Origin of the sequence: Phyllobacterium sp. 1468, assembly GCF_031455525.1 — a bacterium.
GTDB lineage: Bacteria > Pseudomonadota > Alphaproteobacteria > Rhizobiales > Rhizobiaceae > Phyllobacterium.
In genome coordinates this window covers 259,728-284,360 of the sequence record NZ_JAVDSX010000006.1, presented here as the reverse complement: position 1 = coordinate 284,360, position 24,633 = coordinate 259,728, and the positions used below count along the sequence as shown (strand labels likewise).

At 57.6% G+C, this 24,633-nt stretch carries 29 protein-coding genes; 6 read left to right on the top strand and 23 right to left on the bottom strand.

The features are described 5' to 3' along the window. Positions 1-27: 27 nt before the first annotated feature. From J2X72_RS18030 to J2X72_RS18015, 4 genes are read left to right on the top strand one after another with little or no spacing between them, the layout of a single operon-like run. The gene (locus J2X72_RS18030) at positions 28-528 is read left to right on the top strand and encodes a hypothetical protein (RefSeq protein ID WP_310074097.1); all 501 of its coding nucleotides are present in this window, start codon (positions 28-30) and stop codon (positions 526-528) included. A 53-nt stretch (positions 529-581) separates the two neighbouring features. After that, positions 582-1,388, top strand: coding sequence for an ABC transporter ATP-binding protein (locus tag J2X72_RS18025; protein WP_310074095.1), 807 nt, complete (start codon positions 582-584; stop codon positions 1,386-1,388). Then, positions 1,385-2,239, top strand: a complete 855-nt coding sequence (locus J2X72_RS18020) for an ABC transporter permease (protein WP_310074092.1) — start codon at positions 1,385-1,387, stop codon at positions 2,237-2,239. Before J2X72_RS18025 ends, J2X72_RS18020 begins: the two co-directional genes overlap by 4 nt. After that, complete coding sequence (locus tag J2X72_RS18015; RefSeq protein ID WP_310074089.1) at positions 2,236-2,868, top strand: hypothetical protein; 633 nt, start codon at positions 2,236-2,238, stop codon at positions 2,866-2,868. The genes J2X72_RS18020 and J2X72_RS18015 overlap by 4 nt, the downstream gene beginning before the upstream one ends. Positions 2,869-2,880: 12 nt before the next feature. On the opposite strand, the gene pqqE is transcribed toward J2X72_RS18015, so the two are convergent. The 9 genes from pqqE to xoxF5 form a co-directional block, all read right to left on the bottom strand. After that, on the bottom strand, positions 2,881-4,023 hold the full coding sequence (pqqE, locus tag J2X72_RS18010; RefSeq protein ID WP_310074087.1) for a pyrroloquinoline quinone biosynthesis protein PqqE: 1,143 nt from the start codon (positions 4,021-4,023) through the stop codon (positions 2,881-2,883). After that, a complete protein-coding gene (gene pqqD / locus J2X72_RS18005) occupies positions 4,020-4,319 on the bottom strand; it encodes a pyrroloquinoline quinone biosynthesis peptide chaperone PqqD (RefSeq protein WP_310074085.1) in 300 nt (99 codons plus the stop codon). Before pqqD ends, pqqE begins: the two co-directional genes overlap by 4 nt. Then, positions 4,316-5,071 (bottom strand): pyrroloquinoline-quinone synthase PqqC, encoded by a 756-nt coding sequence (gene pqqC / locus J2X72_RS18000; RefSeq protein WP_210002964.1) that lies wholly within the window; start codon positions 5,069-5,071, stop codon positions 4,316-4,318. The genes pqqD and pqqC overlap by 4 nt, the downstream gene beginning before the upstream one ends. Then, entirely contained in the window at positions 5,068-6,003 is a 936-nt protein-coding gene (pqqB, locus tag J2X72_RS17995) for a pyrroloquinoline quinone biosynthesis protein PqqB (protein ID WP_310074083.1), read from the bottom strand. Before pqqB ends, pqqC begins: the two co-directional genes overlap by 4 nt. Positions 6,004-6,101: 98 nt before the next feature. Then, positions 6,102-6,197 (bottom strand): pyrroloquinoline quinone precursor peptide PqqA, encoded by a 96-nt coding sequence (locus J2X72_RS17990; RefSeq protein WP_100002498.1) that lies wholly within the window; start codon positions 6,195-6,197, stop codon positions 6,102-6,104. A 75-nt stretch (positions 6,198-6,272) separates the two neighbouring features. Then, positions 6,273-6,794 carry a PQQ-dependent catabolism-associated CXXCW motif protein gene (locus tag J2X72_RS17985; protein ID WP_310074077.1) on the bottom strand — a complete coding sequence of 174 codons (522 nt, stop codon included), beginning with the start codon at positions 6,792-6,794 and terminating at the stop codon, positions 6,273-6,275. Positions 6,795-6,848: 54 nt separating this feature from the next. Beyond that, positions 6,849-7,712 (bottom strand): substrate-binding domain-containing protein, encoded by an 864-nt coding sequence (locus J2X72_RS17980; protein ID WP_310074075.1) that lies wholly within the window; start codon positions 7,710-7,712, stop codon positions 6,849-6,851. Further along, positions 7,713-8,225 (bottom strand): c-type cytochrome, methanol metabolism-related, encoded by a 513-nt coding sequence (locus J2X72_RS17975; protein WP_405044740.1) that lies wholly within the window; start codon positions 8,223-8,225, stop codon positions 7,713-7,715. Between the two features lie 187 nt (positions 8,226-8,412). Beyond that, entirely contained in the window at positions 8,413-10,188 is a 1,776-nt protein-coding gene (gene xoxF5, locus J2X72_RS17970) for a lanthanide-dependent methanol dehydrogenase XoxF5 (RefSeq protein WP_210003038.1), read from the bottom strand. Between the two features lie 502 nt (positions 10,189-10,690). Here xoxF5 and J2X72_RS17965 point away from each other — a divergent pair. Further along, positions 10,691-11,038, top strand: coding sequence for a hypothetical protein (locus tag J2X72_RS17965; protein WP_210002961.1), 348 nt, complete (start codon positions 10,691-10,693; stop codon positions 11,036-11,038). A 48-nt stretch (positions 11,039-11,086) separates the two neighbouring features. Here the strand turns inward: J2X72_RS17965 and J2X72_RS17960 are convergent, their stop codons facing one another. The 6 genes from J2X72_RS17960 to J2X72_RS17935 form a co-directional block, all read right to left on the bottom strand. Continuing rightward, positions 11,087-11,941, bottom strand: a complete 855-nt coding sequence (locus J2X72_RS17960) for a quinoprotein dehydrogenase-associated SoxYZ-like carrier (RefSeq protein WP_310074070.1) — start codon at positions 11,939-11,941, stop codon at positions 11,087-11,089. Positions 11,942-12,021: 80 nt separating this feature from the next. Continuing rightward, complete coding sequence (locus tag J2X72_RS17955) at positions 12,022-12,981, bottom strand: quinoprotein relay system zinc metallohydrolase 2 (RefSeq protein ID WP_310074069.1); 960 nt, start codon at positions 12,979-12,981, stop codon at positions 12,022-12,024. Then, positions 12,978-13,736 (bottom strand): ATP-binding cassette domain-containing protein, encoded by a 759-nt coding sequence (locus J2X72_RS17950; protein WP_310074067.1) that lies wholly within the window; start codon positions 13,734-13,736, stop codon positions 12,978-12,980. Before J2X72_RS17950 ends, J2X72_RS17955 begins: the two co-directional genes overlap by 4 nt. Then, positions 13,696-14,430 carry an ABC transporter permease gene (locus J2X72_RS17945; RefSeq protein ID WP_310074238.1) on the bottom strand — a complete coding sequence of 245 codons (735 nt, stop codon included), beginning with the start codon at positions 14,428-14,430 and terminating at the stop codon, positions 13,696-13,698. The genes J2X72_RS17950 and J2X72_RS17945 overlap by 41 nt, the downstream gene beginning before the upstream one ends. Positions 14,431-14,514: 84 nt before the next feature. Further along, positions 14,515-15,498, bottom strand: coding sequence for an ABC transporter substrate-binding protein (locus J2X72_RS17940; protein ID WP_310074065.1), 984 nt, complete (start codon positions 15,496-15,498; stop codon positions 14,515-14,517). A 66-nt stretch (positions 15,499-15,564) separates the two neighbouring features. Next, a complete protein-coding gene (locus tag J2X72_RS17935) occupies positions 15,565-15,774 on the bottom strand; it encodes a hypothetical protein (protein WP_210002958.1) in 210 nt (69 codons plus the stop codon). Positions 15,775-16,104: 330 nt separating this feature from the next. On the opposite strand from J2X72_RS17935, the gene J2X72_RS17930 reads away from it, so the two are divergent. Further along, positions 16,105-16,491, top strand: a complete 387-nt coding sequence (locus J2X72_RS17930) for a cytochrome c family protein (protein ID WP_210002957.1) — start codon at positions 16,105-16,107, stop codon at positions 16,489-16,491. Positions 16,492-16,526: 35 nt separating this feature from the next. Here J2X72_RS17930 and J2X72_RS17925 read toward each other — a convergent pair whose 3' ends face one another. The 8 genes from J2X72_RS17925 to J2X72_RS17890 are packed head-to-tail and all read right to left on the bottom strand — an operon-like array spanning position 16,527 to position 24,633. Beyond that, complete coding sequence (locus J2X72_RS17925; RefSeq protein ID WP_310074064.1) at positions 16,527-17,084, bottom strand: thioredoxin family protein; 558 nt, start codon at positions 17,082-17,084, stop codon at positions 16,527-16,529. 15 nt (positions 17,085-17,099) lie between these two features. Continuing rightward, positions 17,100-17,789, bottom strand: coding sequence for a ribulose-phosphate 3-epimerase (gene rpe / locus J2X72_RS17920; protein WP_310074062.1), 690 nt, complete (start codon positions 17,787-17,789; stop codon positions 17,100-17,102). Next, complete coding sequence (gene cbbX, locus J2X72_RS17915) at positions 17,786-18,724, bottom strand: CbbX protein (RefSeq protein ID WP_310074061.1); 939 nt, start codon at positions 18,722-18,724, stop codon at positions 17,786-17,788. Before cbbX ends, rpe begins: the two co-directional genes overlap by 4 nt. After that, positions 18,717-19,136 carry a ribulose bisphosphate carboxylase small subunit gene (locus J2X72_RS17910; RefSeq protein WP_210002953.1) on the bottom strand — a complete coding sequence of 140 codons (420 nt, stop codon included), beginning with the start codon at positions 19,134-19,136 and terminating at the stop codon, positions 18,717-18,719. Before J2X72_RS17910 ends, cbbX begins: the two co-directional genes overlap by 8 nt. A gap of 10 nt (positions 19,137-19,146) precedes the next feature. Further along, entirely contained in the window at positions 19,147-20,607 is a 1,461-nt protein-coding gene (locus J2X72_RS17905; RefSeq protein WP_210002952.1) for a form I ribulose bisphosphate carboxylase large subunit, read from the bottom strand. 30 nt (positions 20,608-20,637) lie between these two features. Beyond that, a complete protein-coding gene (gene fba, locus J2X72_RS17900; protein ID WP_210002951.1) occupies positions 20,638-21,717 on the bottom strand; it encodes a class II fructose-bisphosphate aldolase in 1,080 nt (359 codons plus the stop codon). 19 nt (positions 21,718-21,736) lie between these two features. Then, positions 21,737-23,749 (bottom strand): transketolase, encoded by a 2,013-nt coding sequence (gene tkt / locus J2X72_RS17895; protein WP_310074057.1) that lies wholly within the window; start codon positions 23,747-23,749, stop codon positions 21,737-21,739. 11 nt (positions 23,750-23,760) lie between these two features. Then, positions 23,761-24,633 (bottom strand): phosphoribulokinase, encoded by an 873-nt coding sequence (locus tag J2X72_RS17890; RefSeq protein WP_310074055.1) that lies wholly within the window; start codon positions 24,631-24,633, stop codon positions 23,761-23,763.

Here is a 24,633-nt window from a genome sequence, read left to right as displayed (position 1 = left end):
ATGTCTGAAAAACCCAGGGAGGACTACATGACAACATACAAGACGCTCGCACTGGCCGCAGTTCTCAGCATCGGCATGGCGCAATCCCTTGCTTTTGCCCAGGCTGACGACGACGATGACGACGCCAAGGCTGCACCCGAGCCGAAAGCGGCGATGCAGGCAAAGCCGCCGGCGATCACGCGCGCCAGCAAGAATGTGCCGGAGCTTATTCTTGGGTCCAAGGACGATGAATTCACGGTCAACCAGAAGGATTTCGAACTGGTTGCTGGACAGGGCTATCGCTGGAAGATCACGTCCGCGGCCGGGCTTGAATATAAATTCGTCACCGATCTTTTCCGCAATGTGTGGATGAACCAGATCGTCATCAACGATCTTGAAGTGCATATGGATGGCGGGCCGGCATGGCTCGAATTCGACTCGCCGGGGACGATCAATGTACAGTTTACAGCGGTGCGGCCCGGCAAATATACCTGGTCGGTGCCGGACCTTGCAGACAAGGGAATGAAGGGTACGATCACCATCAAATAGCCGTCAGTTTGCGGCAAGGTCATCGTCGCATAAAGTACCAAGGGTGGAGCTTGATGGGTACAAATGCAGGACTGAGAAACATCAATGACAAATCAATGCCGGAAGCAAATCTTCCGGCCCTTGATCTTGCATCGGTGAGTTACGCCTATGGCAAACGCCAGGCGCTGGATAACGTCACGTTTTCCATAGCGCCCGGACGTTTTGCCGTGCTGCTCGGCCTGAATGGTGCCGGCAAGACGACGCTGTTCTCCCTGATCAGCCATCTGTTCGCGACAAGGCATGGTCGCATCCATGTGTTCGGCCATGACATCGACCGGCGGCCAGGCGACGCGCTGCGCAGGCTCGGCATTGTTTTCCAGGCGCGCACGCTCGATCTCGATCTTTCGGTCCATCAGAACCTCTCCTACCATGCATCGCTGCATGGTATCGGCTCACGCGAAGCCAACCGGCGCATTCACGATCTGATGCAATCCATCGACATGAGCGACCGACTTCATGAAAAAGCCCGCAGTCTCTCGGGCGGGCAAATCCGGCGCGTGGAGATTGTGCGCGCGCTGCTGCACGAACCCTCGCTATTGCTGCTCGACGAAGCGACCGTTGGCCTCGATATCAAGTCGCGTGCCACCATCCTTGCCGATATCCGCAAGCTGGTGGAGGAGAAGGGGATCAGCGTCCTGTGGGCGACGCATCTGATCGATGAGGTCAGTCATGCGGATCAGGTCATCGTCCTCAACCAGGGCAAGCTCGTCGCCAACGGTCCGGTGCATGACGTGGTCAAGAACGCCGGGGCGGAGACCATCAACGAGGCGTTCTCGCGGCTTACCGGGATATATGCACTGAATGCGGGGAACCGGCTATGACGGACATTGCCAGCCACCGGCAGATCGGACGCATGCGCTTCGGCGTGATGAATTATCTCGTTTGCCTTAAGGGTATTCTCATCCGTGAAGGCCTGCGCTATCTCAACCAGCGCGAACGTTTCATCTCCTCGCTGGTGCGGCCACTGTTGTGGCTGTTCATCTTTGCGGCCGGCTTCCGGCAGGTGCTCGGCGTTTCGATCATCCCGCCCTATCAAACCTATGTGCTTTACGAAGTCTACATCACGCCCGGCCTGTGCGGCATGATACTCCTGTTCAGCGGCATGCAATCATCTCTCTCCATGGTCTACGACCGGGAGATGGGCAATATGCGCACGCTTCTCGTCAGTCCGTTTCCGCGCTGGTTCCTGCTGGTGTCGAAGCTATTGGCCGGCGTTGCGGTGTCCATCATTCAGGTCTACGCCTTCCTGTTCATCGCCTGGTTCTGGGGCGTCAAGGCGCCGCCGTCAGGATACCTGCTGACGCTGCCGGCGCTGTTCCTGTCTGGCATGATGCTGGGTGCGCTTGGAATGCTTCTGTCATCGCTGATCAAGCAGCTGGAAAACTTCGCCGGCATCATGAACTTCGTGATCTTCCCGATGTATTTTGCCTCTTCGGCGCTTTACCCGCTGTGGCGCGTGCAGGAGGCAAGTCCCCTGCTCTACAAGATCTGTCTGCTCAATCCGTTTACCTATGCGGTCGAACTGGTGCGCTTTGCATTCTACGCACAGATCGAGTGGACCTCGCTGGCCGTCGTCTGCGGGTTCACCATCGTTTTCATTGCGGGCGCGATCATCGCCTACGACCCCTCGCGCGGTCTCGTCATCAAGAAACAAGAGGGAGGCAATAATTGAAACGGTCAGCGGTATTCTTCGCGGCGTCGGCTGGCCTTGTCCTGCTGGTTTCAGGCAACGGTGCTATTGCCGCGGCGAACAATGATCCGAGTTGGCCTTGCGTCCAACGCAAGGTACCGGAACTTTCGATCGGTCAGGTGTGGAACGGCCCGGACATCCCGGAGGCGGCAAAAAACTGGGATAGCGATCCAAAAATCGATGATCTCGTTGGCGAAGTCTCGGCGCGGCGCAATCCACTCGACGCGGCACAAAAGCAGATCATGGAGTTCGCCGCAGGACTGCCGAAAGAACAGGTGAACGACAAGATGTTCATGCTGTTCCAGGGTGTATTCGACACGTTGAACCGCGAGCGCGAGCAAGTGATATCCGGTATCGGACGCTACGCCGACAAGCAACGTGACATGGCGGAGGATCTGCGCAAGGAAGCCTCGGCAGTGGACGCGATGCGCGCCAAGCCCGATGCCGATCCGGAGGAACTCGACAGGGCAAATGAAAGACTGACGTGGGAAACCCGCATATACGATGAACGGGTGCATTCGCTGACCTATGTCTGCGAGGTGCCGACGATTATCGAGCAACGCTTATATGGTCTGTCGAAGACAATCCAGCAATCGATCATCAAACCATAGAGCCTTTCATAGCTAGATGGAACCGTTCTGAAAGGCTCTAGGTTCGGTGACACGGCCAATGCGGCGATAGGTGAAGGCGTCCGGTGTTGTGTCGGCCGTCTTTGTGCTGATGGCCTCGTTGATCAGCGCGCCCATGCGGGCATGCAGCGGTGATTTGATGCAGGCCGGGTCCGTAGCAGCCGCGTCGCCGGCGATTGCCATGGCCTGACAGCGGCAACCGCCCCAATCGATCTCCTGACGCTCGCAGCTGCGGCAGGGTTCCTGCATCCAGCTTGTTCCACGAAACGCATTGAATGCTGAGGATTCATGCCAGATACGGCTGAGGCTCCAGTCGCCGAAACGCTCGAAATGCAGAGACTTGATCGTACCGGCCGCATGGCATGGAAGCACGGTTCCATCGGGCGCTACCATGAAGGCATCCCGCGCCCAGCCGCCCATGCAGGGTTTCGGATAAATGGCGAAATAATCCGGCGTGACGAAGTCTATCGTCATGATGCCGCGCAAACGTTCCTGCGCTTCCTCGACGATCTGCACCTGACGCTCCACCGCTTCGCGTTCCGGCATGAGCGCCTTGCGATTGAGCAGAGCCCAGCCCGCATATTGGACATTGGCGATTTCCAACCGCTCGGCGCCGAGGGAGAGCGCGAGTTCTATGAAATCGGGCACTTCTTCCATATTGTGGCGATGGATCGGCGCATTGATCGTCAAGGGCAGACCTGCCGCACGAACGCGGCGTGCCGTTTCGAGCTTCTTTTCGTGGGCGCCGCGCGAATTGCCTATCTTCTCGGTTGTGGCAGCAAACGCCCCCTGGAAACTCAGCTGGATATGATCAAGTCCGGCCTCGGCCCAGGCTTCAATCCGGCCGTCGGCGATGCCAACACCCGCCGTGATGAGATTCGTATAGACGCCGCGCCGCGCCAGACAGGCAATGAGTTCCTCGAGGTCGGGCCGGAGCGTTGGCTCGCCGCCGGAAAGATGTACCTGCAAGACGCCGAGATCAGCTGCCTGTTCGAACAGCGAAAGCCAGCCCGCCGTATCCATTTCCCGATTGGCCTTCAAGAGCTCGACCGGATTGGAACAATAGGCGCACTGCAGCGGGCAGCGATGCGTCAATTCCGCCAGCATGCCGATCGGGGGTAGGACAGGTTCGTTCATAACGTCACCAGAAACTTGTCGGACCATTCCTGCAGAAAGCCGGTTACATCCGGCGCGATCTCGGCTTCATCCGCTGCATACTGGTCCGCCAGCAATGAAATCATCAGCGCAACGCTGTGGCGGCCGTCACACAGCCTCAAGATATCGAGGCTCACTTCATTCGGCCAGAACACCCGTTCCGGCGACAGCAGCGCCCATGCCTCGCGCACCCTATCATACTGCAGCCGCGTGTGAGACTTTAATATGGGTCGCGATTGCATGGAAACAACCGCACGGACGCGACTTGCCTCAGTCATGCCGCCTCCGGATCGAAAGCGCCGGGCGGGATATTGCCCTTTTCGCCGTAGGCATGAGCCAACGCATCGAGCATTGCCCAGAGAATATCGCATTTGAAAATGAGCGCGTCGATGACGGCCTGCTGCTTTTCCGGCGTATCGGCATGTTTCATCACATAGGCCAAGGCGAAATCGGAATCACGTGACGCCTGCGTCGGCCGCTTGTCAAAATAGGCCAGGATATCAGGCGTCACATAATCATATTTCGCCAACATGGCCGGAACACGCTCGTTGATGATAACGGGCGAGAATAGCTCTGTCAGCGACGAGGCTACGGCCTCCAGCAGCGTGCGGTTGGTGCAGAAGGAAAGATAGGCTCCGACAGCAAATCGCGTGCCGGGCAGAGCCAGCTTTTCACTTTTCACATCATCTGCATCAAGGCCAAGGCCGGTCGCCAGCTTGAGCCAGCGCGCGATGCCGCCACTCCATCCGTCGTCGCCGTCATGATCTTCGATCCGCTTGCGCCATTCGGCACGAAATTCGGGGTCCTCGGCCCGCGCAAGAATCATCGCGTCCTTGCGCGGAATGACCGCCTGATAGCAATAGCGGTTAAGCGCCCAGGCCTGCATCTGGCCCTTGGTCATGGCGCCGTTGACCATCTGATGATGGTAAGGGTGACGATTGTGATAGCGCTCCGCACCTACCTCGCGCAGAACTTTTTCCAGATCAGCCGGTGACAATCCGCCTCGCGCCGCATTGCCGAATTTGCTCAAAGCCTGACCTCCATGCCGTCAAATGCTATCCTCCACCCCGCTGCGACAACGGCCGCATGTTCAGGCGATGCCGCGTCGAGAATGGGGTTGGTATTGTTGATGTGCACGTAAATCCGCTTTTTGATGCCAAGATCGGCCAGGGCCGCCAGAGAACCGCCCTCACCCGAAATGTACATATGGCCCATGCGCGCGCCAGTTTTTGTACCCACCCCTGCCGTGATCATCTCGTCATCGGTATAAACGGTGCCATCGAAGAAAAGACAATCGGCACCTGACAAGCGTTCTCTAAGCGGGGCGTCGATACCGGCGCAGCCCGGAATATAGAAGGCCGTCGCACCATCATTCGATGCGATGCGCAGGCCGATCGTATCACCTTCCTTCGTGCCAAAGCCTTCAGTCGCCTTCGATTTGTCTTCGAGAAACAGCGCAACCTTTCCCGGCACAGCAAAAGTTTCGACGGTAATGCCGGCAGGATTTCCACGGGCATCCAGAATATCCGTTGTCTTGCCTACGGGGAGCTCGCGTCTGTGGACGATTTCCGGGTCAAGCACGTTGAAAATCGAATTGGATTCAAGCACGTCGAGAACCCGCCTTGTCGCATAAATCGCGAACGGTTCGCGCTCGCGCAGGCTGAGCAGGCCGGCAATATGATCGACATCGGCATTGGTCAGGATAACAGCGCGAATCGGCGTCGAACGCAGCGGTCCATCGGCCCGGGGCTGCAATTCAGGTGTGACGGCAATCTGCTGGCGAATGTCGGGCGATGCGTTGAACAAAATCCAGTCATTCCCGTTCGCACTTGCAGCGAGGCTGGACTGGGTTCTCGCACGGAAACTGGCTTCGCCATTCCGTGCTCCACGGCTCAATCGATAATTGCAATTCCACTGAGGAAACCCGCCTCCTGCTGCGGAGCCGATGACTGTCAATCGCATGCGGACACAAACCCTCTCCTTCCGGAGTTGAGGCTCCGGCCGAAACTACAAAGGTGCCGCCCTACGCGATCAGATCGCGCAGGGCGATGGGTCAGATCTTACTTTTTTGCCTTGAGTTCTGCAGGCAGGTATCGTGAAAGTTCCATACCGGCAGCAACCTGACACATGGTAGGCTTTGTCCATGTTTTCTTCATGCTTTCCTCCTTCTACTCAAAGATCAAAGATTGATCTTTCTCCTTATCATACGCCGTAATGGCGCAAGATTGAAATTAAAAGGGCTCATTTTTCTGTGTTGGCTGTTTCGCTGCGGTCCAGCCATCCGTGCCGAGCGGATACCAGAGTACCGACTTATATCCCCACTCGACGGCTCGTTTGGCCGCATTCCAGGACATCCAGCAGTTCGCCATGCAGTAAAAAAGCACCTTTCTTTTCGTGTCGTCGCCCAACCGGGACTTCAGCCCCTTGCGAAAATAGGCTTCCGTCTCCTTGTTGATGATCCCGTAGCCCACATTTGCGAGCCAAATGCTGCCGGGAATATCTTCCCGGACTTTTTCCTTCCAGATAGTCCCGGCCGGAAGATTTGCCGGCTTGGGATCGTGAGGAAGGACATCGACGAACACCGCCGATTTGTCTTTCCACAGGGCGATGGTTTCCTCGGTGGTGACCACCTTTGCCCCCTTCAGGGTGGCAGGAACCGGCGCCCTGTAATTTTCGGTCCTGTAGTCTTTCGGCTCCGGCGCCGTTTCGCCCGCGAAAGCCGTTGTCACCAATACGGTAATTAAAACGGCCAACGCACAGGAACAGTTCCGCACCGGTTTTTCACCTCGCTTCATCCACCCGCCACGCTATTGCGTGATCAGCTTGTTATTCTCGTCGATCAGGGGCACCTGGAAATCGAGAAGGATCTTGTTGATCTCGCTCTGGTTCTCCCGGATTACCTTGTTCAATGTGCGCTTCCACTCCTGATCGGACGGGCGCACACCCATCGTGATCCGGTATGCCATATGCCCGGTTTTTTCCTTGACCAGCGGAACCACGGCAAGGTCGGGATCGATCTGCTTGGCATAATAACCAGCCATCGGCCCCCAAAGTATCGCAACGTCGATCACACCGCTTTTGAGTTCCTTGATCATGACCTCCGCCATCGAAGGCGCGAGCCTCGTATCGACCATCAAAGGATAGGGGTGGACATTGCGCATGTAGCCGACCTTGGCGAGGTTTGCTGACGGAGGCGTTCCGGCAACAACGCCAATTTTCTTGTCCGCCAATTTGCCGTCCTCGATCGTATCCACGCCATCGAGGCCGCTGCCTTTCTTGTAGATCATCACATAAGTCGAGCGATAATAGGCATTGGTATTCTGGACGAGTTCGTCACCTTGCGCGTATCCCATGATAATGTCGCAGCGATTGGCCCGCAGCGTGCTGCGGACGAACCCTGTTGCCATCGGGAACCAGGTATAGGCTACAGATTTACGGCCGGTCTGTGCGGCCACAAGTTCGGCCAACTTGTTCTCGAACCCCTTGCCGCTCTCATCGGAGAACGGCATGTTGGATGGATCAGAGCAAACACGCAGGACGTCGGGATCGACCAGTTCGCCAGAGGCTCCGAGACCAGCGCCTTGCGCAAGGACCACCGACGGCACGGCAACTGCCGCCGCAATCACGCCACCGGCAATCCATCTCATCAGTGGTCGTGCATATCGCATCATTTACCCACCCATACAGGAGGCTTCCGCCTCTGCGGCTGCCGGCGGCTTGTCCGCATGCTTTGCCGGACGCCCGCGTGGCAGATCGCCCACGGCCCGGGCACGTAGATAAACATAGAGGTCGTCCATATAGCAGTAGACATTCTTGTTGTTGCCAAAAGCCGGCATCACCTTGTCATTGCCATTCTTGAGGTTTTTGCGTCCCTCGGCAACGATCGACAGGAACTCTGCATAAGGCATCGTCTTCAGCGAATTTGCCAAAGCCGGTGCGAAGGAAGAACCGGCACCATCCGCGCCGTGACAAACAAAACAATCTGAATTGAACCGGCGGAACCCGCTATAGGTGTACCAATCGACCGTCCCGTCCTCCTCTATCTTGAATGTGGGATTCCCGTCCTTATCGGCATATTTGCCGTTTTCGTCGGAGGCAACAGCTGCTGCGGCTTTGTCATCGGCGTAAGCGCTGCCGAGGCCCGCTACAAGCGCAAGACCGGCAGTGACGGCAAGCAATGTCATTCGAATAGGCATACAAGAACCTCGCATTCAACTCGTCAACTCGGGTCAGCACCTTGCGGCGCCGCCTGGACGGTTGTTTGAATCGTCAAACTGGGACAGGTGACACGGGGGGCCCGGCCTGGTTGAACCGGGCGCCCATTATTCAAAGCCTGCATTCGCGGGCTCACTGTGTCAGCTTCGTTCCCGATTACTCAGGAACAGCGAAAACGGTCAACTGACCGCCCAAGGCCGTGTAGTCGGAAAGAGCGGCATAACCGCCCACCGCGCCAAGGCCTTCATTCGGCTTCGTCAAACCAGCGGCAAGACCGATACCAGCCCATCCGCCAACACCGGACAGAACGGCAACATATTGTTTGCCCTTATGTTCGTATGTGGTGACGTTACCGATGATGCCGGACGGTGTCTTGAACTTGTAAAGTTCCTTGCCGTTTTTATCGACCGCCTTCAGATAGCCCTCGAGCGTTCCGTAGAAGACGACATCGCCATCCGTTGCCAAAGCGCCTGACCAGACCGAGAACTGTTCGGGTTTGGACCAGACGATTTCACCCTTCGCCGCATCCCATGCGATGAAGTTACCCATGCCGCCATGGCTGTTCGGAGCCGGATACATGGACAGTGTCGCGCCGACATAAGGCTGACCGGCGGTGTAACTGACCTTGTAGGGCTCGTAATCCATGCAGACATGGTTTGTCGGAACGTAGAAAAGCTTGGTCTTTGGCGAATAGCTGGCGGGCTGCTGATCTTTCGTACCAAGAGCCGCCGGGCAGATGCCCTGCGCATTGACGTCCTCTTTTGACGTCGAGTATTTCGCTACGAGCTTCGGACGGCCATAGGTTTTGCTGTCCTTGTCCATATCGATTTCAGACGCCCAGTTCACTGCCGGATCGTATTTCTTTGCGACCAGGAGTTCGCCGGTTGCACGATCCATCGTATAGGCAAAGCCGTTACGATCGAAGTGCACGAGGACATCACGCGGCTTGCCACCGATTTCGATGCCATCCGCCAGGATCATTTCATTGATACCGTCATAATCCCACTCGTCATGCGGGGTCATCTGGTAGAGCCATTTCGCCATGCCTGTATCGGCATCGCGCGCCATGATGGTCATGGACCATTTGTTGTCACCCGGGCGCTGACTTGGGTTCCAGGTAGATGGATTGCCGGTACCGTAATAGATCAGGTTCAGCTTGGGATCGTACGAATACCAACCCCAGGTCGTTCCACCACCGACTTTCCACTGATCACCTTCCCAGGTCTTGGTGCTGGAGTCCGCTCCAACGGGCTTGCCAAGCTCCATAGTCTTTTCCGGATCGACCAAGGTGTCCTTGTCGGAACCCATGGAATAAGCACGCCAGGCCTGCTTGCCATCCTTGATGTTGTAAGCGGTCAAATGGCCGCGAACACCGAACTCACCACCGGAAATACCGACAATGACCTTGTCTTTCACGACCATTGGTGCGGACGTTCCAGACTCGCCCTTGCTGCCGTCTACCGCCTCGGCGTTTTTGGCAGACCACACGGGCTTGCCCGTCTTTGCATCGAGAGCAACGAGCGTTGCGTCGGCCTGATAAAGGAATATCTTGCCGTCACCATAGGCTACGCCGCGATTAACGGTATCGCAGCACATGATAGGAATGACGTTTGCGTCCTGCTTGGGTTCATACTTCCAGAGGATTTTGCCATCATTGTTCAGGTCAAGCGCAAAGACGGTGTTCGGATATGGCGCATGAACATACATGACATCGCCAACGATGAGCGGGCCTCCTTCATGGCCGCGCAGCACACCGGTCGAAAACGTCCAGGCGACCTGAAGGTTTTTGACATTGTCCGCAGTGATTTTATTGAGTTTCGAGTATCGCGTATTGGCGTAATCGCCGGTCTGGATAGCCCAGTTCTTCGAATCAGAAATTACTGCCTGAAGATCGTCATTGGCCAGAGCGCCCCCCGCCAATGAGAACGTCATGGCCGTTGTAGCCAATGCAATTCCAATTAAATTCTTGTGTACACGCATTTTGAGTCCTCCCTAAGTTCACATTTATGAACTATCGGACGAAGCCGTTTTTCAGTGCGGGTTCGCTCCATTAGCTCACGCAAATGGGGAAGTATTTCCGGCAGCGTGTCACGACAAAGCCAGGCGCGCAGAGGGCACCGTTACTGCCCACCTCGCTTGGCCTACGAAGACTGTCACCACTCCCTTGACGGTAACGTCCTTGAAGCCGGAAACAAGTTGACGATAGGAGAAAGAATTCCATTAGGCAAGCCGGATTATCAAATTATATTTGCTGCACTGCGGTGTACTTTTGCTGCGTTGCAGTAAGTACCCGATTTAATTGTTATATTCTGCCGGAAGGACTTGTCACATAATTTGATACTTTCAAAATGGATTTTGATTGCAGTTTCTTATTGTCATTTGCTATCTATCTGTAAAATGTATATTTACCGCTGATAAATGCGAGGATGCCAGGATGACGTCGAAAATCGGACAGATTGCCTTCTTAGCAGGTGCAGCAATTGTCCTTTCCTTGCCAGCAAATGCTGCATCAGATTACCCTACTTCGACCCTTGCCGAATATGTTTACGGCTGCATGAAAGCCAATGGTGAAAACCGCGATATGCTGCAGCGATGTTCCTGTTCGATCGACGTCATTGCGTCCGTCGTGACCTACCCTCATTACGAGGCCGCCGAGACCTATAAACAGATGGGGCTGGTGTCCGGAGAGAATGGTGCCCTGTTCCGCGAAAGTGCTCCGGCGAAAGCTTCGATCACTGAATTGAAGCGGGCGCAGGCGGAAGCCGATGTCCGCTGCTTCTAGAGCATTCCATTTTTTAATTCTGGCAAGTCTTCGTGGCAGCGTTATCGCTCACAGGCTGGACGACTCCACCGGCCATTCATCCTGGAATTTCTTGCCTTCGGTATCGGCAGCCTCGACCTTCACATCCTCGCCGGGCTTCGCATCGAACTCGAAGCGGAAGTTTGGGTCTTCAGAGATCGAAATACCGCCTTCCATCGACATGATAAGCCGGTCGCCCTGCGAGACGGTCAGGCCCTGGATGAAGTGCGCAGGAATATAATAGCGCGTGAGCTGATCCATCTGCAGCCCTGAATTGTTGGGGTGGCGAATCATCAGCTGCATTTCGGTTGCGCGGGTCATCGGCTCGTTGCCAGGCGTCTTGGATGTAAAGACGCGAAGCTTCATCTTCCCGAGAGAAGCCAGCGCTTCGTCCTGATTTTTCATCGCCGGTGCGGAACAGCCGCCGGACGCCTTGACGAAGGTCTGCGTCATATGAAGTTTGCCGTCTTCGGTCTCGGCAATGGCGCGGACATAGGAATAGGCGTTCACCCGAAGACGAGTGGCGAGATGGGTGACGCCTGCATCCTTGCCGAACTGGAATACTGCAGCGACGGGCGACGGATTTTCATCGACGATGAGGGTGACAGCCTTGATACGGCCAGTTGCCGCATCGGTTTTGAAATGCAGATCGATGGGGACGATTGCCGCGTCCTCAGCGCGTTTCGGCGCATCGATCGAGATGATGCCGCCTGCATCTCCAATCGGCTTTTGGCCGAACACATCGCCCTTCAAGCCATCCCACGTCTTCGTATCCGGAACGCTCGCGCTTTGCGCGCCAGCCGCAAACGGCACCGCTAATCCAACGAGCGCGAGAAAGACAAACGCAACCACCCGGCTACGCAGTCGTATCGGCTTTATCGTCATGTTCTGCCTCCACCAAGAAAATTGGCGGTGCCCGGCCGACATCCAGTATATCACCTCGGCTGACATACTTGCAAACGGGTTCATTCCCATTCGAGTTCGGCAAAGGCGGCCGTGGCATTGCGCACATTATATTCGTCAAAGAGGCGCCAGTTATCCCGCTCGCTTTCCGCAGCTGTCTTGACCGCTTCCGCCATGGGCACGCCATCGGCGATCGCCTTGCGAATATCGCGGGCGAGCGCATCGAAATAACGCTGCTCCTGCTCAAGTGCTTCCGGCCACGCCGACGGCACGGGGCCATGTCCCGGTACTGCGAATTTTGCCTTGATACCTTTGAGTTCCTCCAGCTGTGCGATCCAGCCAAGCAGCGATCCATCCATCGTCGGAAGATGCTCGATGAAACACAGATCGCCAGTGAATAAGGTGCCCGTCTGTTCGTCGAAAATTGTCAAATCATTGTCCGTATGGGCAGGTTTCCAGGCTTTCAATGTAAGCTTCCGTTTACCGAGATCGAGCTGCTCCTCGCCAGTGATGAGCTTTGTCGGCGGGATGATCCGGATGTCCGCCATCAGCTCACTACCCATCGCTTCGCGGTAGCTCTGCAGATAATAATCTCCCCGGGCAGTGAGGGCGCGCGGCAGATTGTGATGCCCGACAACAATCGCTCCCGTTTCCCCGAACGCGGCGTTTCCGAAGATATGATCGGGGTGCATATGCGTGTTGATCAGATAGCGGATAGGCTTGCCGGTCCTGGCGCGAATGGCGGCGACGAGCTCCCTCCCCTCGGCAACACTGCCGCCGCTGTCGATCACGGCGACAGCTTCATCGCCAACGATGAAGCTGACATTGCAGATTTCGCCCTCGTTCTTCGCGGTCATCATCTCGGGCCTGCCTGCAAAGGCGAAGATTCCGCCGGTAATCTCCTTGACAGGCAAAGCCTCGACCGGGCCCGCCCGCGCCCGCGCCAGACGGACATGCGAAATGCCGCAACAGGCGAGGAACACGCTCGTTTTAAGAACGCTGCGGCGGGTCGGCTCGCTCATGTCCCGTTTCTCAGCCCGGCGAATTTCTCATTGAACGAACGCTGCAAATCGGCCTTCACCTGCTCGTTGCGATAGTTGCGCGGCAGGCGGATGTCGAACGTGCCGATCACGTGGGCGGGACGTTCGGAAAGCACGATGATACGATCGGCGAGCATGATCGCCTCCTGCAGATTATGCGTCACCATCAACGCGGTCGTCGGGCGCTCGGACCACACGGAGAGCAGCATATGCCGAAGTTGCTGCGCTGTGGACTCATCCAGTGAGACAAATGGTTCATCAAGCAAAAGTATATCCGGCTCGATCGCCAGTGCGCGCGCTATCGCCGCGCGGCGTGCCAGCCCCAGCGACAGCTCTGCCGGATAGAAATTGCGCATCTTCGACAGGCCAAGCGTGCTGAACAAGCCGTTGAGATCGGTGTCGCGCATGGGCTTGGGCATGGCGAGCCGCACATTCTGCTCGACCGTGCGCCATGGAAGAAGCATCGGCTCCTGAAACACCGCCCCGATACGCGCGTCAGCCAAGCCGGGTAACTGTATCGACCCTTGGTAGTCGCTGTCGAGACCAAGCAAAATGCGCAGCGTGGTGGTCTTTCCGCAACCTGATGGTCCAAGGATACAGGCGAATTCGTTCTGCTCGACCTCGAAGCGCAGATCGCGCAGGACCTCGATCGTTCCACCGTTGGAGGAGCGGAACGTTTTCTCTTCTATGTTGACCTTAAGCCGCGCTGCGACGCCAGCGAGTTGATGTGTGTTCAAGCGGTTGCACCACGACGAGTTCGATGAAGAGCATGACGGCAACAAACGCCAGTGTATAGGCAAGTATCGCCGCGACATCGAAGAGTTGAAAAAATAGATTGATCTGGAAACCAACACCGTTGGAGCGGCCGAGCAGCTCGACCACGAGCACAATTTTCCAGATCAGCGAAATGCCGGAACGCGACGCGGCGGCAATATAGGGCTGCAGCTGGGGTATCAATATATGCCGGAAGCGATCGAGTGCATTGAAGCGGTACACCTTCGCCATTTCCGCGTAGCGCGGATCGAGCGCTCTCGTTCCTTCGCGCATGGTAACGACCACATTGGGGATCTTGTTGAGCGCTACGGCGCCGATCGCTGCGGCTTCATTGAGTCCGAACCAGATATAGGCGAGGACGATGATGACCAGCGCCGGTATGTTGAGGAAGAGAATGACCCACGGATTGAAAAACTGGTCTGCGCGTCGATGGCTGCCAAGCAGGACACCGATCACCGAGCCGATAAGCATCGCGAGGACGAAGGAGGCGGCGACGCGGCACAGGGTGATGCCGAGATTATAGGGTAGATCGCCGCTCGCGGTTTCGCTGATGAAGGTTTGCAGAACCAGCGAAGGCGCCGGGAAGGCGCGGCTGGGCCAGATCGTCGCCCCGAGGTGCCATGCAACCACCAACGCCCCAAACGACAGTAACACCATGAGCGCCGAACTCCATTGCCGCTTTGGAGCCGCGTTAGAAACAAGCTTGCCCGTTTGCTGCTGGTCGCTGGATGCAAGAGCCAATTAGTCTGCCCTCCAGAATGTGCCTGGTGCCAAGGTTTTGCCGGGGCCAACGAGCCGTTCGCCGCCAAGATCGGCAAGGATAGCATAGAGCTTCGTCGCGTCGGCCTGTTCGTCCTCGATTGGCCGGCCGGGAATACCCTCGCGATACCGGTCACGCAGCACATCCAGTTCATGGCCTTCGGCCTTCACCACCGGCGCCAGACGTTGCCATTCCTCATCGGAACTGCCGAGCAGAGCCTTCGCATCTCGACTTGCCTTGACGAAACCCGCAATTGCATCCGGATGGGCGTCGGCCCATTTGTCATGAAAGATGTATCCGATGGCCGACACGTCACCCGTAGCGCCGAGCGCCTTTGCAGCGTCGCTGGTACTGACCAGGCGGTGAAACCCGTTGGCTTCAAGCCGAGCGCAAAAATTCCAGAAGTTCAGCACGGCATCCAGTTCGCCTTGCTGCGCCTTTTCGGCAAGCAGCGGCGGCGTGCCATAGACAACTTCGCTTTGCGCCGGCAGATCGAGTGAGAACTGGTGCTTGGCATAGCCCTGCATGAGCAGCCAGCTCTTGTCCAGCGGCCCGCCTGCCACACCGATTTTCTTGCCCTTGAGATCCGCCAGATTTTTGATCGGCGAGTCATCCGGAACCATCAAGGCGCCGACTGAACTGGAATAGGGCACGAAGGTCAGGTCTTCGCCCGATGCACGCTGCCGCGACACCCAGAGCCAGTCCGTGACAATGATATCAACATCCCCGGCCATCATGGCGACATTGGTTGCATCTTCACTGGCAAAGAAGCGGACGTCGACATTCACACCATACTTTTCGTCGAGCTTGTGCTGCTTGATCGTGTCCAGCTCCCAATTGACAGTCCCAAATTTCAGGACGCCGACACGGACGGTTTCAGCAGCCGGACTTGCCTGCGTGCCAAAACCAAGAGCGAGCGCCAGCAAGATACAAAAGCGGAAAAGTCGTTGGTGTAGTCCTGCCACGATGTCCTCCCAGACGAATCGTCATAAGTATGCGAACTGGAGCCTTTCATGCCTGGATGGCAGGCTCTAGAGCTCCAGATCCTTTGACGGATAATCGCATTTCCACCGGACGACCTTGAGCTTTGGATGTTCCCCGGACCATTTTGCAATTTCTGTCGGTGCGAGGAACATGCAATTGTTCAGGCCGCCCCTGTTTTCAAAATGCAGGCGCTCCTCCCGGCAACTCGCCGGGTTGGATATGAGACAGATGGTCAAAACGAGATCAACAACGTCCATACAGGCACCTCCCGATCCTCTGGCACGTCCCACACTCATAGCGCCGAAATCTCAGGAGTCCTGACACGCTAGGAGGTCGTGGTGCGGATTTCTCAAGGTGCCCGATGAGAAATATTCATGACAAATTACGGGTGTCATCTCTCGGCGTCAATTGCAACGGGCCGAGAAAACACGATCGTGAAGCTGCGGCGTTATATCCCGGTCAAGCAATTGACTTATCAGGCGCTGAAGGTACCTTCTGGAAGTGTTCTAAAAATTGGGGGCGCCAATGCATGGAAAATTGGCGCCGGTCTTCGTCCAGGGCACCCTTGGCGAAAATGAGGAGATGCCATGCGTTATTCTACCGTTCTGATTGGACTATCCGTTGCGATTGTGTCTGTTGCGGGAGCCCGGGCGCAAGACGCCGGCGACGCCACGGCAGGAGCGACCGTTTTCAAGAAATGCGCAGTCTGTCACGTGGCCGATACCGACAAGAACAAGGTCGGGCCATCGTTGAACAAATTGATGGGCAGAACCGCAGGAACCCATCCAGGTTTCAGCTATTCACCTGCCATGAAGGCGGCGGGCGCGGCCGGACTTGTCTGGGACACAGCCAGCCTTCGTGATTATCTGCACGATCCGAAGGCCAAGGTCAAAGGCACGAAAATGGCCTTTCCCGGCCTGAAGGACGACAAGGAAATCACTGATCTTGAAGCCTATCTGAATCAATATAAATAGCCCCATCGCCGCCGGTCGGTCTGGCCGGCGGCACTTCAGGCATTCTCACGCCATTTGATCGAACAACCGACCGATGCGATCTGCTCGCGCGGCCCCTGCCCCGTATTGGCGACTTGCTTCATCGCCTCGAACAGGTCGCGGCGGATTTCTGGCGCCGCCGCTTCCTTGCGCGATGCATCGAGGCGTCCTCGGTACTGTAGTTCGCCCGCGCCATTGAACCCGAAGAAATCGGGTGTGCAGACGGCCCCGTATGTACGCGCCACGCTCTGGTCGGCATCATGCAGATAGTGAAACGGAAAAACGTTCTCGCGGGCGAAAACCTTCATGTTGTCAAACGAATCGGCAGGATAGGCACTCGCGTCATTGGCGTTGATGGCAACGAAGCCGATGCCGAGTTCCTTGAGCTCCCGGGCGTCACGGACGATGCGCTGAATGACCGCTTTCACATAGGGACAATGGTTGCAGATGAAAGCGACGACGAGCCCCCTGTCGCCTGCCTGCGCCAGAATGGAATGCTGCCGGCCATCGGTACCGGTCAGGCTTGCATCAACGGCCTTCCAGCCAAAATCACAAAGGGGTGGTATAGCCGCCATTATCTTCTCCTCCGCTCAAGCTGCCGCCCGGTGCCTCGCATGGTTGGCAGCATGACGGATTGCAGCGATGTTGTCAGCATAGGCCGCCTTACCGTTACCCTTGAAGACCGCAGATCCCGCAACAAGCACATTCGCCCCAGCCGCCGCAACGAGCGGCGCGGTTTCAGGCGTTACGCCGCCGTCAATTTCGATATGAATCGGGCGGTTGCCGATCATCGCCTTCACGCGCCGCACCTTGTCGACCACCGAGGGGATGAACGCCTGGCCGCCGAAACCTGGATTGACCGTCATCAAGAGCACCAGATCGAGCCGGTCCAGCACATATTCGATGACGCTCTCCGGAGTGGAAGGGTTGAGTGACACACCCGCCTTCTTGCCAAGAGTGCGAATGGCCTGCAGCGAGCGGTCGAGATGCGGGCCGGCTTCGGCATGCACCGTGATGTAGTCGCAGCCCGCATCGGCAAAAGCAGCAAGATAGGCATCCGCCGGAGCGATCATAAGATGACAATCGAATATCGCCGACGTCCGGTTGCGGATGGATTTGATGATCTGCGGCCCGAATGTGATGTTCGGGACGAAATGCCCGTCCATCACGTCGAGATGCACCCAGTCGGCACCCGCCGCCATGACGTCTTCAACTTCCTGGCCGAGCCGGGAAAAATCCGCCGAAAGCACGGACGGCGCAATCAGTACGTTCCTGTTCATGGCGTTTGCTCCTCCTTGGTTGACGCGGAAAACACGCGGCTGACCCTGATATCGTCCGCAGTGATCGTTGACAACGCCGCCGCATCGGTCGGCCCGTTGGATGCCTCGAACAGCCGGTTCGCATGGCGAAGCCTTGCCCTGTCCAATGCATTGCGAATGGAGCGGGCATTGGCAAAGTGCGGCTGCTGGCGGCGTCGTTCGATATAGTCGGCCATGACGGCCCGGCCTTCCGCATCGAACGTATAGTTCTGCTTCGATAGCATCGTTTCGGAAATACTCAGCAGCTCGCCAGAGCTGTAGTCCGGAAAATCGATGTGATGGGCGATTCGCGAACGGAAGCCCGGATTGCTCTCGAAAAATTTGTCCATGCGATCGGCGTAGCCTGCGAGGATCACCACGAGATCGTCGCGCTGGTTTTCCATCACCTGCAACAATATCTCGATCGCTTCCTGTCCATAGTCGCGCTCGTTCTCCTGACGGTGCAGATAGTAGGCCTCGTCAATGAACAATACGCCGCCCATGGCCTTCTTCAGGATCTCCTTGGTCTTCGGGGCGGTATGCCCGATATATTGCCCGACCAGATCGTCCCGCGTGACGGAGACGAGATGACCCTTGCGGATATAGCCGAGGCGATGCAACAGGTCCGCCATGCGCATCGCCACGGTGGTCTTGCCGGTGCCGGGATTGCCGCTGAAACTCATATGCAACGTCGGCGTTTCGTGCGCGAGACCCATGCGCCGGCGCGCTCGTTCGACAAGCAGCAATGCCGCGGTCTCCTTGATACGCTGCTTGACCGGCTTGAGGCCGATCAAGTCGCGGTCAAGCTCGTCCAGCACCTCCTTGACGCCGGATTCGACATATTCGGCGCGCAGGTCGATGGCAGACGGAACCTCCGCAGGAGACTCCTCGAGTTGCGTGATGCTGGCATCAGCCATAGCGCTGCCCCGCTGGCTTGTCCGTTGCATAGGATCTCGTCGTGTAGCGAACCACGCGGCCCTGGCCTTCCTGGCGGGCAAGGTGGAAGCCGGGCTCTTCTGGCGGGCGGTTGACGAGGAACGACAGCTTGACCGATTCCCAGCCATGGGTGTTGTCGAAGGCGACAAGGCGAATGTAGTAATCGCCATAGACCTTGCGGCATTCCTTCAGCTCCATCATGAGGGCGGCCGCATCCGGGTTGTCGAACATCGGATGTCCCCACATGTCCCAATAGGTGTTGCGCGGGTGCGGGTCATCGGTGAATTCGAGGCTTACCGCCCAGCCATTGTCGATGCAGTACTGCACCTGCTTGGCGATCTGCTCGTCGGTCAGGTCGGGCAGGAACGAGAATGCCCCTTGAGTGATACGCATGTCGTTTCTCCTACTCTGCTGCTGTTGCCGTCGGAACGAAATCCGGCGAGTCGGTTGAGGTATAGTTGAAGGAAACGTCCTTCCAGACTTCGAGCGCCTGTTGCAGAGGCTGGCAGGTGCGTGCTGCCATACGCAGGATCTCCGGTCCTTCGTTGACGATGTCGCGGCCTTCGTTACGCGCAAGCACCATGCATTCAAGTGCTACGCGGTTGGCCGTAGCACCGGCTGCAATGCCGAGCGGGTGACCGATGGTGCCGCCGCCGAATTGCAGAACAACGTCCTCGCCCAGAAGGTCGAGCAGCTGGTGCATCTGGCCGGCGTGAATACCGCCCGAAGCCACCGGCATCATCTTGTTGAGCGAGGCCCAATGCTGGTCGAAGAACACACCGTTCTCGAGCCGCATCGGGTTGAAGTCCTCGCGGCAGATATCGTAGTAGCCGCGCGTGGTTGCCGGATCGCCTTCAAGCTTGCCTACCACAGTACCCGCGTGGATATGATCCACACCCGCGAGACGCATCCACTTGGCGATGACGCGGAAGGACACGCCATGCGACTTCTGCCGCGTGTAAGTCGAGTGGCCGGCACGATGCAGATGCAGGATCATGTCGTTGCGCCGCGCCCACTTGGCCATCGACTGGATCGCCGTGTAACCGATGACCAGATCGATCATGACGATGTTCGACCCGAGCTCCTTGGCGAAATCCGCGCGCTCATACATGTCTTCCATGGTGGCAGCTGTAACGTTGAGGTAGCTGCCCTTGATCTCACCGGTTGCGGCCTGCGCCTTGTTGACGGCCTCCATGCAGTAGAGGTAGCGCTCACGCCAGTGCATGAAGGGCTGCGAGTTGATGTTCTCGTCGTCCTTGGTGAAATCCAGTCCACCCTTCAGCGCTTCATAGACCACGCGGCCATAGTTGCGGCCAGACAGTCCGAGCTTGGGCTTTACCGTTGCGCCGAGCAGCGGACGGCCAAACTTATCGAGACGTTCGCGCTCGACCACGATCCCCGTTGGCGGGCCCTGGAAGGTCTTCACATAGGCTACCGGCAGGCGCATGTCCTCAAGCCGCAGAGCCTTCAAAGGCTTGAAGCCAAAGACGTTGCCGATGATCGATGCCGTCAGGTTCGAGATGGAGCCCGGCTCGAACAGGTCAAGGTCGTAGGCGATGTAGGCGAAATACTGGCCTTCACCGTTCGGAACCGGATCGACGCGGTACGCTTTGGCACGGTACTTCTCCGTTGCTGTCAGCCGGTCCGTCCACACGACGGTCCAGGTGGCAGTCGAAGATTCACCGGCAACGGCAGCGGCCGCTTCGATCGGATCGACGCCATCCTGCGGCGTGATGCGAAACAGCGCTATGATGTCGGTGTCCTTTGGTTCGTAGTCAGGCTCCCAGTAGCCCATCTTCTTGTATTCCATGACACCGGACCTGTAGCGGTCCTTTCCTGTGACCGTTTCTGACTTGTTCGACATGATGAGGTTCTTTCCTTGGTAATTTTGATTTCAAGCAGCCTTGGCTGCAGCGATTTGCGGGTCGAGTTTGCCGGCGGCGTAGCGTTTGGCCATGTCATCGAGGCCAATGACCTTGATCCGCGATGCGTTGCCCGCCGTACCGAACCGCTCGAAGCGGTCACGGCAAAGATCGCGCATGGCATCCATGGCCGGTTTGAGGAATTTGCGTGGATCGAACTCCGCCGGGTTTTCGGTGGCGATCCGGCGAAACTGACCGCTCATGGCCATACGGCAGTCCGTATCGATATTGACCTTGCGCACACCGTGGCGGATACCGCGCTCGATCTCCTCGACCGGCACCCCATAGGTTTGCGGCATCTCGCCGCCGAAGCGGTTGATGATGTCCTGCAAGGCTTGCGGAACGGATGACGAGCCGTGCATGACGAGATGCGTATTGGGCAATTTGCGGTGGATTTCCTCGATGACGCCCATCGCCAGAATGTCACCGTCGGGAGCGCGGGTGAACTTATAGGCGCCGTGCGACGTGCCGCAGGCGATGGCCAGCGCATCGACTCCGGTGCGCAGCACGAAATCCACTGCCTGATCCGGATCAGTCAAGAGCTGGTCATGACTGAGTACGCCGCTCGCACCATGACCGTCTTCAGCCTCGGCTTCACCGCTTTCGAGCGACCCGAGGACACCGAGTTCGCCTTCCACCGAAACGCCGACCCAATGGGCGATGGTGGCAACCCGCTTCGTGATCGCGACATTATACTCGTATGAGGCTGGCGTTGCTGCATCGGCTTCGAGCGAACCGTCCATCATGACCGAAGTGAATCCATGCCGGACCGCGGTCAGGCAAGTGGCCTCGTCATTGCCGTGATCCTGATGCATGCAGATCGGAATCGATGGATAGATATCCGCCAACGCATCGATCATCCGCGCCAGCATCAAATCCTTGGCGTAGGATCGTGCACCGCGCGACGCCTGCAAGATAACCGGCGCATCGCAGGCTGCCGCCGCTTCCATGACTGCGAGCCCCTGTTCCATATTGTTGATGTTGAAGGCGGGCACGCCGTAGCCATACTCGGCAGCATGATCGAGCAATTGTCGCAAGGTAATCCGGGCCATGATCAATACTCCTTTCAGTTCAATTGATAAGCTTGCGCGCCGTGGCGACGATGTTTTCGGGCGTGATAGCGAAGTGACGGTAGAGATCCGGCGCCGGGGCGCTGGCGCCAAAGCCCTGCATGCCGATGAAGGCACCTTTTTCACCGATCCAGCGATCCCAGCCCAGGCGAGCGGCGGCTTCGATGCCGATGCGGGGCGCCGCGGCCAGAACCGAGCGGCGATAGGCCGGGGTTTGGGCTTCGAACAACTCCCAGGACGGCATCGAGACAACGGCGGCCGGGATCTTGTACTGTCCGCGCAGCATATCGGCGGCAGTACAGGCGATTTCGACTTCCGAACCAGTCGCCATCAGCGTAATTGCGCGCGGCTCCGCTGTTTCACGCAGGACATAGGCGCCGCGGCTGGACCGGTTTTCTTCAACATGGGCGTGACGCAGCATCGCGAGGTTCTGGCGTGACAGGACGATGACACTCGGCCGGTCGGAATACTTCAGCGCGAGCTCCCAGCACTCGGCAGTTTCGATGATGTCGGCAGGACGAAATACGTTTATGCCGGGTGTTGCCCGCAACATCGCCAGATGTTCGATCGGCTGATGGGTCGGACCGTCCTCACCAAGACCAATCGAGTCATGTGTCATGACGTAGATAACCTGCTGGCCCATCAGCGCCGAGAGACGCATGGCACCCCGCGCGTAATCGGCAAAGGCCAGGAACGTGCCGCCATAGGGAATGAAGCCGCCGTGCAGGGCAAGGCCGTTCATCGCCGCCGCCATGCCATGTTCGCGGATGCCATAGTGGATATAGCGGCCTGAAAAACTTTGCGGTGTGACGTCGCGCATTCCGGGCGTAACGGTCAGGTTCGAGTGGGTAAGGTCAGCCGAACCGCCAATCGTCAGATCGGTTGCATTGTTGATGACGCCAAGCACCATCTCCGAAGCCTTGCGTGTCGCGACCTTGGTTGCCTTTTCGACATGCTCGCGGCGGAATGCGCCAAGCTCTTCAAACAGGCTCGCCGGCAATTGCTTCAGAACGGCCTGCCTGAGATCGTCGCCATGCGGCGATGCCGCCATTCGTACACACCATTCTCGCCGTTCATCAGCCCCACGACGCGCCACGTCGCGCCAGGTCTCGATGATGTCTTCGGGAACCTCGAATGGTTGATGCGGCCAGTCGATCGCCTGACGCACTGCCGCGATTTCGCTGTCGCCGAGCGGGGCGCCGTGGGTCTTCTCGGTTCCCTGCAGATTGGGCGCCCCTTTGCCGATGATCGTGCGGCATGAGATCAGCGACGGCCGGTCAGACGACCTCGCGCGGTCAATGGCATCGGCGATTGCTTCGTAATCGTGTCCGTCGATTTCCTGAACATCGAAACCCGCCGCCTCGAACCGCATCAGCTGATCCATAGAGGTTGAGAGGGAGGTCGGCCCGTCGATCGAGATGGAATTGTTGTCCCAGAAGACGATGAGCTTCGACAGCCTCAGATGACCGGCAAGATCGATCGCTTCGTGACTGATGCCCTCCTGCAGGCAACCATCTCCTGCGATCACATAAGTATGGTGATCGACGATGTCTTCGCCGAACCGCTGGACAAGCAAGCGCTCGGCCAGCGCCATGCCAACGGCGGTCGCAATACCTTGTCCGAGCGGGCCCGTCGTCATCTCGATTCCCTGCGCATGACCATATTCCGGATGGCCGGCCGTCTTGGCCCCAAGTTGGCGGAAACGCTGCAACTCCTCGATCGGCATGTCGGGATAGCCGATCAGATAATGCAGCGCGTATTGCAGCATGGAGCCGTGCCCGGCGGACAAAACGAACCTGTCACGATCTGGCCACTGCGGATGCAGTGGATCGAGCTTGATGAAGCGGTTGAAGAGAACCGTTGCGACGTCGGCCATGCCCATCGGCATGCCGGGATGTCCGGAATTGGCCTTCTGAACGCTGTCCATAACCAGCGCGCGGATTGCGTTAGCCATATCCCGTTCCGAAACGGTTTCCGTTTCCTGCGTTTCTTGAAGCAAGGCTTGCGTATTCATCGCTATCTCCTTCACGAGGCGCGGTTTTTGCGTTCGATCAACTGCATGATCAGCGGCGTCAGGATAAGTTGCATGGCAAGATCCAGCTTGTTGCCGGGGACGACGATCGAATTGGCCCGCGACATGAAGGAATCGTGGATCATCGACAGCAGATAGGGGAAATCGATGCCGCGCGGCCGGGCAAACCGGATCACCAGCATCGACTCGTCCGGTGTCGGGATCCACCGCGCAATGAACGGGTTCGACGTATCGACAATCGGCACACGCTGGAAATTGATGTCGGTCAGCGTGAATTGCGGCGTGATGTAGCGGACATAATCCGGCATGCGGCGCAGGATCACATCCATGACCGCCTCGGTGGAATAGCCGCGGGTCGAACGATCACGATGGATCTTCTGAATCCATTCGAGATTGATCACGGGAACGACGCCGATTTTCAGATCCGCGTGGCGGGCAAGGTTGACGCCCTCCGCTACGGCGCAGCCATGTAAACCCTCATAGAACAGCAAGGTGCTCGGCGGAAAATCGCGCCATTCGGTGAATGTGCCTGCAGGTGCACCGTATTGCGCGGCTTCTTCTTCGTCGTGGATATAGGTACGCGTTTGGCCCGTACCCCGGCGGCCGTATTCCTCGAAAACCTCGTCGAGCTTGTTCAATTCGTTGGCATCGACATGGAAATGGGTGAAATTGGGGTTACCCCTGGCTTCCTCCTCCGCGACCTTTGCCTTCATGGCATTGCGGTCATACCGGTGGAATGCGTCGCCCTCGATGAAAGCGGCCTCGATGTGTTCGCGGCGGAAGATCTGCTCGAAGATGCGCTTAACGGAGGTCGTTCCCGCGCCTGACGAGCCGGTGATGGATATGATTGGGTGCTTTGCCGACAT